Source organism: Leptospira mayottensis 200901116 (genome assembly GCF_000306675.2).
In the GTDB taxonomy this organism is placed as follows: domain Bacteria; phylum Spirochaetota; class Leptospiria; order Leptospirales; family Leptospiraceae; genus Leptospira; species Leptospira mayottensis.
In genome coordinates this window covers 667642-686026 of record NZ_CP024871.1, presented here as the reverse complement: position 1 = coordinate 686026, position 18385 = coordinate 667642, and the positions used below count along the sequence as shown (strand labels likewise).

Annotated in this window: 15 protein-coding genes and 1 pseudogene; 11 read left to right on the top strand and 5 right to left on the bottom strand. The window is 39.9% G+C overall.

What is annotated here, in order from left to right; genetic code table 11:
* Positions 1-53: 53 nt before the first annotated feature.
* Genes LEP1GSC190_RS03155 through LEP1GSC190_RS03135 form a run of 5 tightly spaced genes read left to right on the top strand, consistent with a single transcriptional unit; the run spans position 54 to position 4303 of the window.
* Positions 54-449 carry a cytochrome c maturation protein CcmE domain-containing protein gene (locus LEP1GSC190_RS03155; RefSeq protein WP_002761641.1) on the top strand — a complete coding sequence of 132 codons (396 nt, stop codon included), beginning with the start codon at positions 54-56 and terminating at the stop codon, positions 447-449.
* Between the two features lie 20 nt (positions 450-469).
* Positions 470-2659, top strand: coding sequence for a heme lyase CcmF/NrfE family subunit (locus LEP1GSC190_RS03150; protein ID WP_002761611.1), 2190 nt, complete (start codon positions 470-472; stop codon positions 2657-2659).
* Complete coding sequence (locus LEP1GSC190_RS03145; RefSeq protein ID WP_002761469.1) at positions 2656-3240, top strand: cytochrome c-type biogenesis protein; 585 nt, start codon at positions 2656-2658, stop codon at positions 3238-3240. The genes LEP1GSC190_RS03150 and LEP1GSC190_RS03145 overlap by 4 nt, the downstream gene beginning before the upstream one ends.
* The gene (locus tag LEP1GSC190_RS03140; protein ID WP_002761523.1) at positions 3240-3638 is read left to right on the top strand and encodes a zinc ribbon domain-containing protein; all 399 of its coding nucleotides are present in this window, start codon (positions 3240-3242) and stop codon (positions 3636-3638) included. Before LEP1GSC190_RS03145 ends, LEP1GSC190_RS03140 begins: the two co-directional genes overlap by 1 nt.
* 35 nt (positions 3639-3673) lie before the next feature.
* Positions 3674-4303 carry a hypothetical protein gene (locus LEP1GSC190_RS03135; RefSeq protein WP_237578354.1) on the top strand — a complete coding sequence of 210 codons (630 nt, stop codon included), beginning with the start codon at positions 3674-3676 and terminating at the stop codon, positions 4301-4303.
* Between the two features lie 480 nt (positions 4304-4783).
* Here the strand turns inward: LEP1GSC190_RS03135 and LEP1GSC190_RS03130 are convergent, their stop codons facing one another.
* Both LEP1GSC190_RS03130 and LEP1GSC190_RS03125 read right to left on the bottom strand, forming a co-directional pair.
* A complete protein-coding gene (locus LEP1GSC190_RS03130) occupies positions 4784-6109 on the bottom strand; it encodes a thiolase family protein (protein ID WP_002761604.1) in 1326 nt (441 codons plus the stop codon).
* A gap of 43 nt (positions 6110-6152) precedes the next feature.
* Positions 6153-7013, bottom strand: coding sequence for an acyl-CoA thioesterase (locus LEP1GSC190_RS03125; protein WP_002761613.1), 861 nt, complete (start codon positions 7011-7013; stop codon positions 6153-6155).
* A gap of 161 nt (positions 7014-7174) precedes the next feature.
* On the opposite strand from LEP1GSC190_RS03125, the gene LEP1GSC190_RS03120 reads away from it, so the two are divergent.
* The 4 genes and pseudogenes from LEP1GSC190_RS03120 to LEP1GSC190_RS03105 all read left to right on the top strand — a co-directional run bounded on the left by LEP1GSC190_RS03120 (position 7175) and on the right by LEP1GSC190_RS03105 (position 11865).
* Positions 7175-7789, top strand: coding sequence for a TetR/AcrR family transcriptional regulator (locus tag LEP1GSC190_RS03120; RefSeq protein WP_002761632.1), 615 nt, complete (start codon positions 7175-7177; stop codon positions 7787-7789).
* A gap of 530 nt (positions 7790-8319) precedes the next feature.
* Positions 8320-10100: pseudogene (locus LEP1GSC190_RS03115) on the top strand (leucine-rich repeat domain-containing protein).
* 348 nt (positions 10101-10448) lie between these two features.
* The gene (gene msrB / locus LEP1GSC190_RS03110; RefSeq protein ID WP_193786431.1) at positions 10449-10844 is read left to right on the top strand and encodes a peptide-methionine (R)-S-oxide reductase MsrB; all 396 of its coding nucleotides are present in this window, start codon (positions 10449-10451) and stop codon (positions 10842-10844) included.
* 115 nt (positions 10845-10959) lie between these two features.
* Positions 10960-11865, top strand: coding sequence for an alpha/beta fold hydrolase (locus LEP1GSC190_RS03105; RefSeq protein WP_002764726.1), 906 nt, complete (start codon positions 10960-10962; stop codon positions 11863-11865).
* A gap of 1124 nt (positions 11866-12989) precedes the next feature.
* On the opposite strand, the gene LEP1GSC190_RS03095 is transcribed toward LEP1GSC190_RS03105, so the two are convergent.
* Together LEP1GSC190_RS03095 and LEP1GSC190_RS03090 are read right to left on the bottom strand one after the other, a co-directional pair.
* Entirely contained in the window at positions 12990-13484 is a 495-nt protein-coding gene (locus LEP1GSC190_RS03095; RefSeq protein WP_002764718.1) for a crossover junction endodeoxyribonuclease RuvC, read from the bottom strand.
* Between the two features lie 36 nt (positions 13485-13520).
* Positions 13521-14270 carry a YebC/PmpR family DNA-binding transcriptional regulator gene (locus tag LEP1GSC190_RS03090; RefSeq protein WP_002764661.1) on the bottom strand — a complete coding sequence of 250 codons (750 nt, stop codon included), beginning with the start codon at positions 14268-14270 and terminating at the stop codon, positions 13521-13523.
* Between the two features lie 215 nt (positions 14271-14485).
* Between LEP1GSC190_RS03090 and LEP1GSC190_RS03080 the strand changes: the two genes are divergently transcribed.
* Entirely contained in the window at positions 14486-15097 is a 612-nt protein-coding gene (locus tag LEP1GSC190_RS03080; protein ID WP_173380643.1) for a Tll0287-like domain-containing protein, read from the top strand.
* A 207-nt stretch (positions 15098-15304) separates the two neighbouring features.
* On the top strand, positions 15305-15508 hold the full coding sequence (locus LEP1GSC190_RS20070; protein WP_237578331.1) for a hypothetical protein: 204 nt from the start codon (positions 15305-15307) through the stop codon (positions 15506-15508).
* A gap of 1058 nt (positions 15509-16566) precedes the next feature.
* Here LEP1GSC190_RS20070 and LEP1GSC190_RS03065 read toward each other — a convergent pair.
* The gene (locus LEP1GSC190_RS03065; protein ID WP_002764663.1) at positions 16567-18381 is read right to left on the bottom strand and encodes a sodium:solute symporter family protein; all 1815 of its coding nucleotides are present in this window, start codon (positions 18379-18381) and stop codon (positions 16567-16569) included.
* Between the last annotated feature and the right edge of the window lie 4 nt (positions 18382-18385).

Genomic DNA, 18385 nt, shown 5'->3' with positions numbered 1-18385 from the left:
GTCCGTCCGTTCCGATTTTATGGTCTAAAACGAAAACAATCGGAATTTTTACGATGAACATCAAATTTACGGTCCTCGCAGGGATCATTCTTCTGTCCCTCGGCTCCATCGCTTACTTTTCCTCCAAGGAAACATCCTATACCCTTCTCGACGCTTCAGAACTCGCAGCATCCCCAGCCAAATACCAGGACGATCTTTTAAGAGTCAGAGGTTTTGTGAAATTAGGTTCCGTGGTTCGCGAAGGCAAAACCGCGAAGTTCATATTAGAATTCAACGAAAAACAAATTCCTGTTTTTTTTACGGGAGAAACTCTTCTTCCGGACGCTTTTAAAGAAGGTACTCGTGCCAGAGTAGACGGTTATATAAAAGACGGAGTGTTAGTCTCGGATCACGTAGAAGCAAAATGCGCTTCCAAATACGAAGCCGATTACTCGGAAGAAAACAAATAAAAGGATTACGTTTTTTTAATATGAATGATTTCGGCGCACTTTGTATCATCACTTCTTTCGCGATTCTTCTTTTTTCGATCGTTCAGACTTCTTACGGGATTTGGAAACAAGACAAACAAGCAATCGAATTAGGAAGATACACCCTAACGGCAAACACCGCGGTTATTCTTCTTGCCTTTACCGTTCTGCTCGTTCAACTCTTCAGAACCGATCTCTCAAACTATTACGTGGTGATGCATTCGAACGAACACCTTCCTTTATTTTACAGACTTACCGGAATCTGGTCCGGATCTTCAGGTTCTCTTCTCTTTTGGAATCTTTTACTTTCCGTTTTTACGTTCATCGTCCTTTGGCAAACTAGAGAACTGGTTCAGGATCGAATCCCAATCATGAATCTAACGTTAGCTGTCATTTCCGCCTTTTTTTCCTATCTCGCTGTATTCTATCCGGACGCACAACCATTTCGAGAATTTCAACCGGCCGCCGTCGCGGGAAGAGGCCTAAATCCGCTTCTGCAACACTGGGCGATGGTGATTCACCCTCCGATCCTTTATGCGGGTTATGTGAGTTTTGCAATTCCTTTTGCGATCGCCGCCTCCGCTTTGATCACGGGACATCTTTCCGAAAACTGGTTTCGTTTTGTAAGAAGATGGACGATCTTCTCTTGGTTTTTTTTAGGAACCGGAATTCTCCTCGGATCCAAATGGGCCTACGAGGAATTGGGTTGGGGAGGTTATTGGGCTTGGGATCCGGTGGAAAACGCGTCTTTGATGCCTTGGCTTTTATCGACCGCATTTCTTCATTCCATGATCATCCAGGAAAGAAGAGGAATGTTAAAATTTTGGAATATGCTTTTGATCATCCTCGCTTTCCATTTTTGCTTATTGGGAACCTGGATCACTCGAAGCGGTGTTCTCGAAGGTCCTCATAGTTTTTCAAAGTCCACAATCGGAACCCCCTTTATCGTTTTTATCGGAATAAGCTTTGTATTTTTTCTCGGGTTTTTGATTTATAGAAGAAACTTTCTCAAACCCGAACACAATCTTGAAGCGATGACTTCCAAAGAAGGAAGTTTTCTTTTTAACAACTTTCTTCTCGTAATTGCAACTCTTGCGATTCTCCTCGGAGTTTTTTCGCCTCTTCTTTACGGAAGAGAATTCAAAGCACCCTGGTTCAACTCCTGGGGAGTCCCTGCGGGAATCCTTTTAATGCTTTTGATGGGTTCGGCGCCTCTCCTGGCCTGGAGAAAAGGGGCGGATAAGATTTTCTTTTCCACTCTCATTAAACCGCTGTTAGTCGGATTTGCTGGAGCAGGTGTTTATATCCTTTTCTATAGGCAGAATTTTTCAATCAGCGATTACAGTCTTGGAGACGTTTTAGGAGAAGTGTATTCTGTGATCGCAGTCGGTCTCGGAATTTTTACGATCTCTGGAATCCTCCAAGAATATCACAGAGGTATCCTCGCTCGAAAGACTTCCTATCTCGGAGAAAATTATTTCTTTGCCGGTTTCAGAATGCTTTTGAAAAACAAAAGAAGATACGGCGGTTATCTTGTTCACTTGGCGATGGTGATCCTTTTTATCGGTTACGCAGGGAATGCGTTCAAACAAAACACTTCTATTAAATTTTTTTATTTTTTAAACGCTCCCGAAAATAACGAAATCGTCTATTCTAGCCAGGATACCGGAATTTTAGGAAACTATCAGATCTCTGCGGACACCCTCAAAATCAAACCCCTTGTAAACGGAGACGCAAAAAACGGATTGAACATACAGAACGTAATCGTTTCTCACGAGGCGACTTTTCAGGTTAAACGTCATCTGAAAGAATTTTCCACGATGGTGACTGAAAGAAGATTTTATCCTCAAATCTCGCACTTAAGCGGAGAATTCGAAACTCATATTCCGACAAGCGAGCCCTCGATCACTTCCACCCCGAAAGAGGATTTATACATTCAGTTGGGTGCCGTTGAACATTCCGATCTTTCAGATGAAAATCCAGACCTCCCTCTTCTTTTTATGAACTATTTATTTACGAACGAAAATCAACCGGTTCGCAAATTGGAGAACTTCAATCGATTTCCGAGACAAATCGTCGCCAATCTCGAAGTCTGGATAAATCCACTCGTGAAATTTATCTGGGCGGGATCATTACTCTTTTTCTTTTCGGGGCTTTTGATTCTTCTTCCAATCGGAGAATCCAGATCATGAAAAAAGAATTTTACAAAATTCTAATTCCCTTAACGTTTTTATTCGCTTACGTTCTTGGTTCGTCTTTGTCTGCCGATTCCACTTTCACGAATCTGACGGAACCAGATCAAATCCGTATTTTCCACGAGGTTACGTCCAAAATCAGATGTATTTGTATTCCCTCGATTACGATCAAAAGTTGTTCCTTTAACAATTGTACAGTTTCCGCAAAACTGAAACTTTTCATAGAAAACCGGATTCAAAAAGGAGAAAGTGCAGAAGTTATCGTGAACAAAATGGTTCACGGCTTTGGAGAGGAAGCTCTAAACGATCCCGTGATTCAAAAGTTCGTAGAATCGGGTAACACGGGTATGGCGAACTCGGTCGTTTTCGGATTTGGAAAAAATATTTTGGCAGATCCCGATTCTACGTGGATCAATCTCAGCCTCGCACTTGCGGGTCTTTTAGGGATTCTATTTATCTATCTTTATGTTAAACGTAAAAGTCCGGACATTTCTAAACGGACGTCCGATAAGACCATCAAACAAAACGAAGATTCTTTCCGTAGATATCTTTCCGAAATACAGGAAAAACAGAAATAATGGACCTTTTGCTCATTCCATTTTATATCATTCTCCTCGGGATCGTAGTTTCCCCATTTCTATATATTCGATTTGCAATTCACGCAAAAACTTCCGAAACGGAATCTGAAAAGTTGGAACTGCTCAACCGAAGGGAAATAATCTTGGAAAATCTAAGAGACATTAAAATCGAATTCGATACGGGAAAACTTACCGAAACCGAATTTCAAACCATCTCCTCAGGAATTGTAAAGGATCTGGAAGATTTCGACGAAAAGATTGCTCAAAATATTCCGAAACAACTTCAGACTCAAACTCCACCTTCCACCCTTCCAAAATACTGTCATGAATGCGGCTTTAAAATCGAAATTTATGGAGCGAAATTTTGTCCTTCGTGCGGAACCAAATTGATCGTATAACAAACGTTTGTCGAAAAGAATATTCAAAGTTACCAATATACTTATGTTTTTTTTCGATTCTCTTCCTACCTACTTGCGCAGGAAAAGACTTAAAGCTCCAAGGTGAACCGAATCGCCTTTCCGAATTGCCCTATTACGGAGCCGGATTTCAAGTTTCCGCGTCCAAAATCGAAAAAGAAGATTTCGAAGAAATTAGAAAGGATCTTAAAAACGAATTAGCGTCGAGAATTCCGAAGGATAGAATCGAAAAATGGAAAGAAGTAAGCTCGATCAACGATTCGGAAGGTATTTATATTCTATTTCAGATCATTCCAGAAACGAGAGTTCTTCCAGAGTTTTTGGAATTTCAATTTTCTTTAAACGACAAACCTTCAGAAAAAATCTGGAATTACTACATTCAGACGTTCACCGCCAGAGTTCGAAACTACCGTTTTTCAGCTCTTCCTTTTTATGGAACCTTCGGTTATCAAACTGTTCCTCCCGGAGTTTACCCTTCAGGAACGATCCTTTACGATTCGGATGTGATCACCACGACAGAACATATTTATCGTTTTTTGGTTCGTTTTCCCAAAAATGCACTGATTGCGAACTCTTCAAATAAGAATTTTTTCCAAGTAGTAACTCCGACAAAATCCATTCTGCGTTTTGAATATTATGCAAAATAATAAGACATCTTTTTCATCTCGTTTGTAATCCAACACAAAACTCGTATTGGAACAGAAGAATTACGCGATAAAAATAAAAATCTGTCTTAAAAACCTTAAAAGAAATAGTTACAATCATTCAGTAAGTTCGTAATAAAATATAGAAGCTACCACAAATTACGTCCCTTGGGTATGGTAGCTTATGAGCTTTCGAGCATATTTTATAACTGTTAAGTTCTCGTCGAGGCTCCTATATTCCAAAAAGTGTGGAAACCTACGAGAAGTTATCTCAAAAATAATTTATCTTTATTTAAAATTGTAGTAATTCCTACGTTGGACGGTTTTGAGATGGGTTCTTACTCAAACGAAGTGTAAAACGGATACAAAGAGTAGGAGATATAAATTCAAAAGCCCCAGCTAATACCGGGGCTTTTAAACTCATATTCCTTCCTTAGACAGACAGGAAACTAATCTTTATTTTAGAAAAACTTAAAATTCTAATTAATCTTTAAATCTTTCGATTAGCATAGAGCCTGCAATACCACCGTGAGCACAAGCTGTAATCACGACCTTGTTAGCGGAAGAATCTTCCTTTAGGTCCATGATCGCATTTGCAATCAAACGAATCCCAGTCGCGCCGAACGGGTGACCAATCGCAATAGAGCCGCCATTCGGGTTGATCTTCTTAGCGTCGAAAGATTTTTCCCAATCCCAACCGGTGTCCATTTTGATTTGTTCGAGAGCTCCCACGGCAGTTGCGGCAAATGCCTCGTGGATCTCTACGTAATCGATGTCTTGAATTTTAAGACCTACATCGGCTAACAACGCTTTGGTAGCCTCTGCTTGTCCGATTCCCATATTATTCGGATGAACGCCTTTCATGTGCCATCCGGATATAACGGCTTCAATTGTCAGGCCGAGTTCTTTCGCCTTTTCAACGGTTGTAACAATCACACCCGCAGCGCCGTCGGAACGAGGACTTGCATTAAAGATGGAAACCGTCGGGCCGTGGGATTTTTTAAGATCCTTCGCGTATTTTGTTTTGAACTCTTCGAATTTCATTCCGGGATTGTCGAACATAAGCATAGCACGTCCCATACGAGTTGGGTTTTCCACCAAACCTTCGCGTAGACCCACCGCTTCGTCGATAGCAAGTTCGTTTCCTTCATCGTCTTTCATCGGAATAATGTAAGGAGCGTATCTACCCGCTTTAGAAGCTTCTAATGCCCTTTTGAAAGATTCGAAAGCGATTTTGTCCTGGATTTCGCGGGAAAGAGCGTAGTTCTGAGCTACGATTTCCGCGGTTACTTGCATTCCGTACGAGGTTTCTCCATCTCCGAGTCCGTCTTCCAGAGTGTCCCTTAGCTCAACACCTTCAGGAAGGTTATCCGGAAGAAGTTTTTTGAGTTTATCGAGAGATCCCGCTTTCTTATTCAAACGAGCATTTTTAACGATAAAAGGCATGGAAGTTTGAGATTCTTCGCCGATTGCGAGGAATACTTCCCCTTCACCGAGTATAATTCTGCGGGCTGCTTCTGCAACTGCTTCCATTCCGGAAACACAATTATTCGCAACCGTGATACAAGCGATTTCGTCCCTCATTCCGACCAAGTTAGCGATCACTCTTGCAGAGTTAGGCGCATTACTAAATCCCTCTCCAACCACAACTCCGTCGATTTGAGACGGCTTCAGTTTGCTTTTAGCGAGAATGTCTTCGGCGACTATTTTCCCCAGATGATGTCCAGGGTATGGTCCCAGAGCTTTCGCGATCTGAGCAAAAGGAGTTCTTCTTGGCGTACAGAGTGCCAAAGGTTTTGCTAATTTCATTTTTTTTCTCCAAACTTCAAATTCTTAACAATCAATACTATATTCATTTTTTAGAATATTCAAAATTCTCCACATATTCACCTACAAGCCTTTGAAACTCCTCGGGAGCTTTTTTAGGGCGAACCTTGGTGAAAGAAACCACCAATTGTTCATCTTGAACCGCAAAGTATCTCAGATTTGTTTCCGCATCCGTAACTTCGTGTCTCATATAACTTCGGATTTTTTCAAAAGAATGAATCCACGTACTAACTTTGATTCTCCGCCCCGCCGGTACGGGATGAAAAAACTTAAAAACACCACCCATAAAAAACATCGTGGTGTCCATTTCCACAAAACGATTAAGTGTCAGCCCAGTCTCGGTGGAAAAAAACCATCTGGAATCCTCGATGATTCTCCAGAGGTAAGCTGGATTATATTCTCCGAATATATTTCTCTCACTATAGAGAGTAATCATTTCAGTATCCACCGTTTTACAAGTTCCTCTAAAATCGGGGATCTGCGGAAATTGATCGAATCCGCTCATCTCCGTTTTTTCCAAAGGAAGAAGATCAATTGAGCTTCCGCCTTTATCTGAAAACGTGAGCGTTTTAATCTCCGCTGCAGGAGTTCCCACATCCGATAAAACTTTTTGATCCCAAAAAATCTTACCGTCTCCCAATGGAAATGCTTTAGTTTCCGTTCTTAAATTAGTCCTTTCCATTTGCTGAGCGAGAAATCGAATCTGAGACTCTAAAGGATGGATCGCTATCCCTTGAGACAAAATTTCTCTTAGAGAAAATCCGCTCTCTTCCAAGATTCGAAATCTGCCTTCCAGACAGAAATTCTCATAAGTCCTGCTAGTCACATGCCTTTGAGTGTCGAGATCGGATATCCGAGTCACGAGTTGAATTTCATTCGCGATCATATCGGCCTCCGCGTATTAGGGAGATTCTAACCCTAGTTTAGACTGAGCTAAATTTAGATCAAACAAAAAACAGAACGAACGTTCTGTTTTTTGTTCTTATTTTTCAAATTCATTGACAGAAGTTCTTTCCAATTGAAGACTGAACCTTATAGAATCACGACATGAAAACTCAACCTCGCAAAAAGAAAGAATCAGGCACCGGTGTTCGAGAAAGGATTTTAGATACGGCCACTTCTCTCTTTTACAAACAAGGTTTTTCCAACACCGGAATGAGGCAGATCATTCAAGAGTCTAATTCCGTAGCGGCAAGCTTATACGATCATTATCCTTCCAAAAAAGAATTGGGACTTGCTTATCTATCACGTCAGGAAGAAAAAACTCTCAGCGACTTACAAGATTTGATGGATCGTTATCTCGATCTCGGTGAATTTTTAAGGGCCTGGGTAATTCTCAAAGAAAAACAAATCCGCCACGGAGAATTCGTGGGATGTCCTTTTGCAGGTTTTGCAAGTCAAGTAATGGATTCCGATCCCGAATACACCGAGTTCCTCAAAGACATCGTAGCCAAATGGATCCGGATGATCAGCGATTATCTTCAAAAAGCGATCGGTTCCGGCCAACTTAAAAGAAACATGGATATTCAATACGTCGCGAGAAGAATTTTGATGGCCTATCACGGTTCGGTTACAATGTGGAGAATGACCAGGGAACTTCGTTTTATCCGTGAAATGGATCATTCTCTCCGAGAGATTGTGGAAGAATACAGAATTTTTTGAGGTAGAAATCATCTCATAACGTAGAATACCGATTTTCAATCCGAGACGAAGAGCCTGCCTCAAAAATATCTTAGAATAATTCGAATCGGCGTTTTAAGTAAAGATAAAGTATTTTTGAGATAGCTTCTAAGAGCCCAAACTTTTTTATATCGAATTCATATTAGAGTTGTTGAAAAATTCCATAACTCAGTTTAGAACTTGTCCCAAAACCTTGGAATCGTAAGAACTCCGACAAGAGTGCACGAACAATAAAATCTGTTCGAAAGCCCGTAAATTATCAAAGAGTCATATCCGTGGGAACTCCTACGTTTTCGCTTTATTACGAACTTTTGGAACCGATTTCTTTTCTCAGCTTTTAGGACAAGTTCTTAACAAAACTATTTAATCGACCGTTTTCATAAAACAAAAACAGATGAAGAATTAATTTTTCAACAACTCTACTGATTCAGATCACTTCAGTTCCGATTTGAAACCCAATTCGTCGAGTAATTCGATTGTCCATCTATCCAAACAAAATAACAGTGTTCTGAATGAAAAAATATTTAATTTATCAAGATGAAGGTTCTCATAAATTTTGGAGCATCGAAGTTTCCGGAAGTACATTTACCGTAACCTTCGGAAAAATCGGATCCTCCGGTCAGAGTTCCACCAAAACGTTTTCTGACGAAAAAGAATGTTTACAAGAAGCGGAAAAGCTACTCCGTGAAAAGTTGAAAAAAGGGTATGTCGAAGCTGGGTTGACGGAACAAAATTCGGAGTCAATTCAAAAATTATTAAGTGATTCGTTCCATCAATTTTTGAAAGTAAAAGTTAAGGATTTCGAGGAATCGAAATACGCAAAAACCTTCCAAAAAATCAACTGGGAAAAGGAAGCGGAGAAAGTATTTCAATCCATTTGTTCTTATTGGAAGAAACTTAAGGAGAAAGACATAGAACCGATCGGAATTTTCGATATCCGATGGGACGACGCCGCAACACAGTATTCGATCGAATTTGACTACGATACGGAAAGTAACGATCCTAAAAATGCAATGGAAGAAGGGGCCGTAGATAACGAATCGGTGATCGACTTTTCGGATCTGATTCGTAAAAATCTTAAAGAAGAACCCGACGACATTTGGGAAACCATGGGAGAGGATTATATCGTAATGCAGAATATCCTTTGCAAAATGTCGAGGGAAATCATATTACAAACCTTGAAAGAGGATTCATTCTTACAAATCGAAAAACAAACTCCTTATTATCTGATGTTCGCTTATCACCACGACGACGAGGAATCGGAGGTAATCTTCGATAGCTCCGGTAAAATTAAGAATTCTCCCTATCAGGAACTTACAAAAAAAGGAATAGATTTAAGTAAACTATATAACTCTAAAGATAAATCCATGCTTATAGATGATCGAAATCTTGAAGAAATACCGGACGAGATCGGAGACTATCAAGACTTAGAACATTGTCCTGCTGGAACACGAAAATCGCAAAACTTCCGAATACGATAACGGCCCTGCAAAATCTCAAGGACTTATCCATCATTTCCAAAAAATTAACCGAATTTCCAATTGAGATATGTAAATTGAGTAATTTAAAATATCTTTATATTCGAACGGAAAAAATCAATAAACTTCCGGAAGACGTAGGGGCTCTTGTCAATCTGAATCATTTGAATCTTTGCGGAAACAAACTCAAAGATTTACCGAAAAGCCTCCAGAAGTTGACTTTATTGAAACGATTGAATTTGGGAGAAAATAAATTCGAAAAAATACCCACAGCTTTGTATGGTATAAATTCCATTGAAGAATTGGATCTTCGTCATAATCCTTTCAAAAGTTTGGACGGTATCGGAAAAATCACAGGATTGATAACTATCCATACTTACGCGGTCGGAATCAAAGAATTAACTCCTGAAATCGGTCAACTCAAGAATTGCAAGTATTTCCATTTGAGCGACGTGGATATTGAGGAAATTCCGAAGGAAATCGGAGATATGGATTCCATGTACACACTTGAAATCTCCAAAACGAAAATCCGGTTTTTGCCCGACACGATCGAAAAACTCAAAAATTGTAAATCGCTCGATATCCAAAAAAATCAAATCGAGTTTTTACCGGAAACGATCGGCACTATGGAAAACTTGGAGGAATTATCAGCGGGTAATAACAAATTGACCGACCTGCCTGAAAGTATCTATCAGCTCAAAAAACTGAAAGAAATCGGTTTGTGGGGAAACTCGTTTTCACCGGATCAAAAGACAAAGATCGTTTCTCGTCTCAAAGAAAACATTCCGGGGAGTAAGATCAATATCGACAAGTAAAAACGTAAATACGCTCGAGAGCACATGAGAACGTTCCTCGTGCGCCTCACGGAACCGTACATAAAACTCTCGCTCCCAACGGCTCTTGTCAAACCGATCGTGGCATGATTCCATTCTCCAGTGTATGAATAAGGGTGCTATCGCGAGCTACTCGACCATGTCAAAACAACGCCCTCGTATTTAAAAAATATGCTTTTGTTTTTGATCCGTTTTTCCAGTAACCTATTTCCGACCGAAAACGAATCTTTACTTATGAAAAACATGTTTTTATTCCCGGTTATGGCAGTATCTTTAATACTTTCAGATTGCTGTAAAATCAAGAACAATTCAAACCCGAAAGGAGGAAGTATGAGTTACGAAATCAATAAATCCGAAGACGAATGGAAAAAAGAACTTACTCCGGAACAATATAAAATTTTAAGACAAAAGGGAACCGAAATGGCATTTACCGGAGACCTTTATAAAAATCATGATAAAGGGACCTACGTTTGCGCCGCTTGTGGTGCCGTTTTATTTTCTTCCGACACCAAGTACGAATCCGGGTCCGGTTGGCCTTCTTTCTATCAACCCACAAAAGAAGGTGCTATCGACAAACAAAAAGATAGTAACTATGGGATGGTGAGGACTGAAGTTCTTTGCGCTAAATGTGGAGGACATTTAGGTCATGTATTTAACGATGGGCCGAGGCCTACCGGGCTACGCTATTGTATCAATTCCGCTTCTTTAAAGTTTCGGAAAGAATAAATTTCAAGAGATATTTTTGATTTTGTGGAAAAGTTTCTACTTTCTTTTTTTGATTTTCAAGCCGTGACAATCAGGAAAATCATGCTTAAATCCGGATTCAACCGGGAGCAACTCCATGAATGATCATCTCGCCTACGTATCTGACAATCGTTCCGTTCGAAATCCGATTCTACAATTTTTAGCGGAAAAATGGTACACGATTCTTTATATCTGGCATATGATGATCGGAATTTTTATCGAATTGGAAAATTCTCCAGAAGGTGATAAACGTCCTGTAGTCTTGGTTTCGGGATTTTTAGGTAGAACTCTTTCCTGGGAACCAATGTTAAAACATCTTTCCACAAACGGACATCCGGTTTATACAGTTCCTCTCGGATTTCAATTGGGAAACATTCGAAAAAAAAGCAAAATTTTAGAAACGTTTCTTATCGAAAAGGATATCAAAGATTGTTATATTGTAGGCCATTCAATGGGCGGTTTGATAGCTTCCGGTCTTACTTATAAAGGAAGAGATCGTGTTAAAAAAATTTTCATCGCAGGAACTCCCGTAAAAGGAACATATCTTTCATATTTCCTACCCATGTTTGTCTGCAGTTGGCAGATGATGCCGAATTCCAAGTTCATCCGAGAAGCCGGTGAAATATTCGGAAAGTTGCCTAATGTACAATCCGTTTTTACGAAAAAAGATCAAATTATTCTTCCCTCCGAAAATTCTCGTTTAGGTCATTTCGACGACGTGGAACTCCCGGAAGCAGGTCATTTGAATTTATTTATGGGCCCTCTTGGTATCGAATGTCTGTTCGATCTGATCACTGCGGAAGAAAAGAAAGACCCAAAACCAATTATTAGAAAATTAGAATCTACTAAACAACAACCCGAAAGACTGTCCACTTCCCCTAAATCTTCCATATCGACCTACAAAAAAAAGACTACCCCTAAAACACCTTCTTCCTCTTTAAGATCTACAAAATCAAAACAGGTCTCTAAGAAAAAAAGAACTTCAGCAAAGAAAAAGAAATAATCTATTTTTCAGAAAATAGTCTACCGATACAGGCAAATTGGGAAAGTTTTTCTCCCATTAAATTTAAAAAGTTGTAGTTTCCACATTGGAGTCCAATTCTCTAGATTGGAAATACTACGGGAACTCCTACATTTTAGCCTAACCTACTATTGAACTTGGACCAATCTCTAAATTGACAAATGAAGGAAATTTTCTTCGTAAAAACTTCATAGTGTGTTTTCTATCACCTGAAAGATACTTCGCAGGAAACGCTTCACTTAAATTAACGGCAATCCCTATCTTACAATTGTAGGAACTCACACAAGCTCCAATTGAACTGATTCAAAGTAAATTCGATATAAAAAAGTTTGGGTGAATGGCTCGTAAACTGAAACGCTTTTTACGAAAGCGTTTTAGTTGAATTTTTCAAATTAAAAACCTTAAAAGAAATCAGTTACAATCATTCAGTAAAGTTCGTAATAAAATATAGAAGTTCCCACAAATTACGTCCCTTTGGTAGTTTACAAACTTCCAAGCATATTTATAACTACTAAGTTTTCGTCGAGGCCAATGTTCCGAAGTTTTTAAGACAGGACAGGCTATAGTACTGCTTTCTATGAATCGGGTTCTTACCCCAAGAGAGCGACCCATGGGAAAGCTCTGCGACCTTCAGTTCAGAAGGCGGACTTACAAGTTGAGAGGAATTTTGAAATAGTAAGAATCCAAAACACATATTTTTTCAAGTGTTCCGACAAGAACGAGGCTTTTTACTTGCAAAAAGTATGATTTTCTGATAGTGAAAAATCACCGGAGTCTTCCCGCCACCCAAACGCGGGTGGGGCGCGCACGTTTCACAGAGGATTGTCGGAAGAGATCCAAGTAATTGTGAGAAATAGAGAGCGTTATACTTCGAGTTCAGGAGCGAGATGTCTTAACCCCTTCGAACGACTGACAGAGCGATCAATCTGCCACCGGCCTTCTTGACTCCGTCGATTCAAGAATATCATACTCGGAACTGCCTTATGTTCAAGAATCATACTAATCTATGGACGCAGCATAATGTTTCGACGGAATTTCCACTACAATCGCTTTCGCATTTGTTGTGCCGAACTCACGTTAATTCACAAATATTTAAAATGAATCTTTTACTTGAAAAGGTTCAACAAAGGACTGGAACTCATCGAAAGTCCGACGTACGCCGCTGCAACGGCGTCCCAAGAATCGTCATGTCCTTTTAGCAGATCGATATTGAGCAAGAGTTTCAAGGCTTGACGGATCTGTTTTTTGTCCGCAGTTCCGCTTCCGGTAGTTCCTTTTTTAATCTGAGAAACTGTAGGTTCCAAAATCTGAATATTCATTTCTGCTAAAGTAACTAAAAGAACTCCCCTTGACTCAAATACTCTCGATGCAGTCTTTTTATTTTTCGAAAAAAACATTTCCTCAACCGAAGCAACAGAAGGTTTGAACTCTCTCAAAATTTCCGTAAGCCCCTTCCGCAATACCAAAAGATTATTCGGACTCGGAGTTCCCGAAGGAACCTCCACGGTTCCATAGGCCAAAATGCGGATTTTAGAAGCGGTTTTTTCCAAAACCGCATAACCGGCCCTATGCGAACCCGGATCGATTCCGATAATTCTCAATCCTACTCCCAAACAGAGATGGAAATTTTTAAGAGGTTACTCAAATTCTTTTTCGAGTGAAGTTGCCAATTCGAAATTAGAAGTGACTGAGGTAACATCGTCGTGTCCATCAAGTTGTTCGATCAACTTCATCACTTTTTCTGCAATTTCTTTATCCGCGATTTCGGAATCAATCAAAGGAATATAACGAATTTCCGACTCTTCCGACTTAAGCCCTTTTTCGTTCAGTGCCTGAAGTACAGTCTCGTAATCTTCCGGGGTGGTGATGATTCGATAAACTTCTCCCTCGTTAATTACGTCTTCCGCACCCCCGCCCACCGCAAGATCCACGAGTTCGTCTTCCCCGATTTGAGAAGATTCTAAAACGATCACTCCTTTCTTTTCAAAAAGCCTACTTACGGAACCGGAAGTCGCAAGTGAACCTCCTAGTTTTGTAAGGATACTTTTAATCTCTGGAGTCGTTCTGGACTTTTTGTCGGTCACCGCAGAAACCATGATTGCAATTCCAGCCGGCCCGAAACATTCATAAAGACATTCTTCGTAAACGACTCCTTCCAGTTCTCCTGTCCCTTTTCTGATCGCCCTTTCTATATTATCCTTGGGCATGTTTACCGATTTGGCTTTTAATATTGCAAGTCTGAGTCTAGGATTTCCTTCCGGCTCTCCTCCTCCCATCTTTGCCGCCACCGTGATTTCCTTCGCGACTCTTGTAAAAATAGCCCCACGTTTGGAATCGATCGCGTCTTTCTTACGTTTGATCGTCGCCCATTTGGAATGTCCGGACATGATTTATTATCCCCTACGAATTGCTTTTGATAATCGAATCAAGCTTGAGTTGATTCTGGATGATACTTTCCAGAAATCAAAAAAAAGACATTCTGTCCATTCTTTTCAAAGGAAGAATGAACAAGCTGCTTCGAATTCCTTCATTCATGGATTTAAAGTAGAGAAGAATTTTAAAATCCTTTTCCATTGTAAAGGGAAAGGTTAGAATGGATTCGATGAACGCTTTTTCCAAATTTTCTCAAAAACAATTTCGCGTTTTTTTCTCATATAAAAACAATCCAGTAAAGTTATTGTCTTTCTTGCTTTTCATTCAGTTTTTTGCGGTCTGCGATTCGGGACAGAATCCGGAGAAGAAAGAAATTTTACTTCGGCTAATCTCAGAATTTCAAATCGATTTACAAAAGAATTTAGAATCCGCAATTCGAACTAAAGGAATCGTAGGCGCAATCAATGTCTGTCGAACAATTTCTCCTAAAAAGGAGGCCGATCTCAAGGCAGAATTTCCCGGAGTTCTTATAAAAAGAATTTCCGAAAAACCGAGAAACCCCAGTCATCGACCCGAGGTCTGGGAAACCGAAATTTTCAATCAATGGAAAGAATCTCAAAAGACCGGAATGGCTCCCTACACGATCGTTTTATCCAAAGACAAAGAAGTTCGGATTTTACAACCCATCATTCTTCAGAATGCGACCTGTTTACAATGCCACGGTGGTCCTCAAGATATAAACCCGGCGGTATCCAAAAAAATTGCCGAACTTTATCCTAACGACCAAGCAAAGGGTTACAAATTAGGAGAATTGAGAGGAGCCTTTTCTGCGACTTGGTAATATTTTATGAAATACTTATTCTTATATTTTCTTTCTTTGTTAATTCTTTCTATCGGACTAAAACGCCCAGTGCCAACAGATAGATAAAATCTTTTGAGTTTAAAGACCTTAATAACGATAGTTATAAAGAGATTTTTTTTGGAATGGTCTTATCTTTTTGTAAACGATGTGAGGAGTCTTTATTTGTTTATTCCATCTAACGGAAAAATGAGAAAAATAAAAGACTTTTTATTCCAGCTCCAATTCCAATCAAAGGAACAAAATACTTTTATTCTTATCACCAAGCGGGCCGCGCAAACTACGACTGGAAAAGCGTTATTCGCCATCGAAAACTACAGAGCCGTAGAAATTGGAACCATCAAAGGCATGGTAGCGAAATTCAAAACGGTAGTATCGACATTTATAAAATAAAAGCGAACCAAAAAGTGTTCATTCAATTATTGCCATTGGATATAATTGAAACCTATCAAGACAATAGTTTGGATTCATAAAAGAATATTGGGCAAAAAATTATAGAAATTTCAAATAGAATCAAAACAATTTTCCCGACATTACAAAGAAGTGACCTCAAAAGCCAACATAGGATACGTACGAATCGATATTTTAGTTGTACTGTAATAAAAAGAAAATTTTTTGAAAGCATGGATTGACCAACGAGCAATGGAAAATACGAGACCCCTTATGATCGAACCTAAGCGTCATGAAAACGGAAAAGATCATCTTCGTAGGCGTCCTGTTCCATCTTAAACGACATTCTTTGGATATTACGAACAAGTGCTCAATGGAAGGATTGCCGAATCGTTATCCGTCCTATTAAACTTGTCATCGCCGTTTTCAAGCGCCTTTTTGCTTCTTCAAAACTTTAGAAGGCTCTACGTAGTTCGTTATGAAATTACGATTTCAATTTCGATGGCTTTATTACTCTTGGATGCGCCATGATCCTTTTAAGGTAAAAAGGCCTCCATTGGTACTTTAAAAATTGAGAGAGGAAATGGAAATGAATGTAATATATCTATACGTAAATGATGAGGAATAAAAAGAATTCGACTGTCAGATAAAGAAGAATTATATAAACGGAATATTAAAATTTCACAAAACTCAAAGATCGGATACAATGTAAGAAACGGAGGTAGTGTGACATTCGGATTCAACGCAAAGATTGGATATGGCGCAATTGTAAAATCGATTATCTTTTCAGGGTCGAATCATATTGTCTCGTATTGGGGATAAGATCGTATTGATATAGGTTGTATACTTAAATCAATTGAAGAGTGGATAGAAAGCTATGAGTTAGTTTTAGATGAAAAAGGTTATACCGAGGAACAAATGGAGGAATATTGCCCAATACATCAAGTTGATCAAAGCGCTTTATATCCATAAAAAGCTCAGAGCTTTCTCAAAAGAAACGCCGGGAACTCAACACAAATAGAGATTAAATTTTCTTGAATATTCAAAAACAGGAAAGTTTTTTAGTCGGCCCCGTTATTGCCAAATCCCTTTTTCCAATAAACAAACCCAAAAAGAATAAAGCCTATTAAACAAAATGTTCCCTGAAAAAACTTCAAAAGAAAAAAATATCCCAAAGAAAACATTCCGAAAAACAACGAAACGGTTCCCAAAGCCCAAAGTACGATTTTTTCCCAAAAATCCTCAAGTCTCTTTTTACTACCCTGCCCTTTCCAAAATCCGAAAGGATCAGCCCTTTTTACAAACGCATCTAACGTTTCTTCCGGAACAGGAGGGGTCAATAAGGTAACGAGAATCGAAACCACGACGGAACCGATCGCCACCCAAAACAAAAGATATTCCGATCGAACCTCTGGAAAAAAAGGATATAAAATCATCGACAGAATCAAAGCCGTGATCATACCGGAAAGCTCCGTCCAAGCATTGGTTCTCCACCAAATCCATCGTAAAATCTGGGGCAATCCCATACCCGATGCAAACGCCAACAAAAATTTCCAGGCACTCGCAATGGATTGAATCTGAGTTGCCACGAGAATGGCTACGATCGCCATTAGAATAACCGCAATTCGACTCACTCTTACCAAAGTTTTATCGTCCGCACTCGGATGAAGAAATCTCAGATAAAAATCGTTTACTAAATAACTCGCACCCCAATTGATATGAGTGTCCGCCGTGGACATAAACGCCGCCATCAAACTCGCAAATACGATTCCCAAAACTCCGCTCGGCAAAATGAGTTTCATCAAAACGGGATATCCCATCTCACGATCCGCCGCAACGAGCTGACCTTCTGAAAAATATCTTGTCGGATCGTGCAAAGGAAATACGACTAATGTTACTAGCGCAGTCAAAACCCAAGGCCAGGTTCGAACGATAAAGTTCGCCACATTAAACCAAAGAGAACCCTTCTCCGCCTCTTTGAGATTTTTTGCGGTATGAATTCTCTGCGCCAAATATCCCGAACCGTCCGAATAATACTGAGCCCACCATTGCACAGATATAAATATCAGAAAAACGTTAAATGGAAGGGAGGCGCCTTGAAAATCCGGCCAAAAACTCAGGATAGATTCGTGTTTTTCCGGATAGATTTCTTTCATCCCCATAAGCAGACCGGAAATCCCCCCTTGGCTATAAACGGCGTACACCGCAAAAAGAATTGCTCCACCCATTCCTAAAGCAAACTGAACGAGATCGGTCAGAATCACACCTTGGATTCCTCCCATACTGCTATAGACGATCACGATCAAAAACAGAATCAAAACGGTGATCGTATTATTCAAAGAATCAAATATTAGAAAAGAAGGCCAAAGATTTTGAACGATCGCAAATCCGTCCACGCCGAGTATGTCTTTCCAATCCAAAAAAGGACCGGTAATCTTGGACATCGCTTTGAACACCCATCCAAGTACAATCGAATTTACTAATATACTTAAATAGAACGCTTTGACCATTCTCAGGACCGTCGCGGATTTTCCACCGTAACGGAGTTCGACAAACTCGACATCGGTAAGGACTTCCATCCTTCTCCATTTCCCCGCAAAAAAAACGGTCATCGCCATATAACCGATCGCCCAACTCCACCAAAACCAGTTAGCCGAAATTCCGTCCGCCGCTACAAAACCAGTGATCACAAGAGGAGTATCCGCTGCAAACGTAGTCGCAACCATCGAAGTTCCGAGCCACCACCAAGGAAGTTTGCGATCCGCAACAAAGTAAGAAACGAGGCTTTTGCCCGCTTTGGGAGAAAGCAGAATTCCCGCAGCAAACGCAAATAATAAATATGACAAAATGAAAAACCAATCGAGAATACTGAACATACTT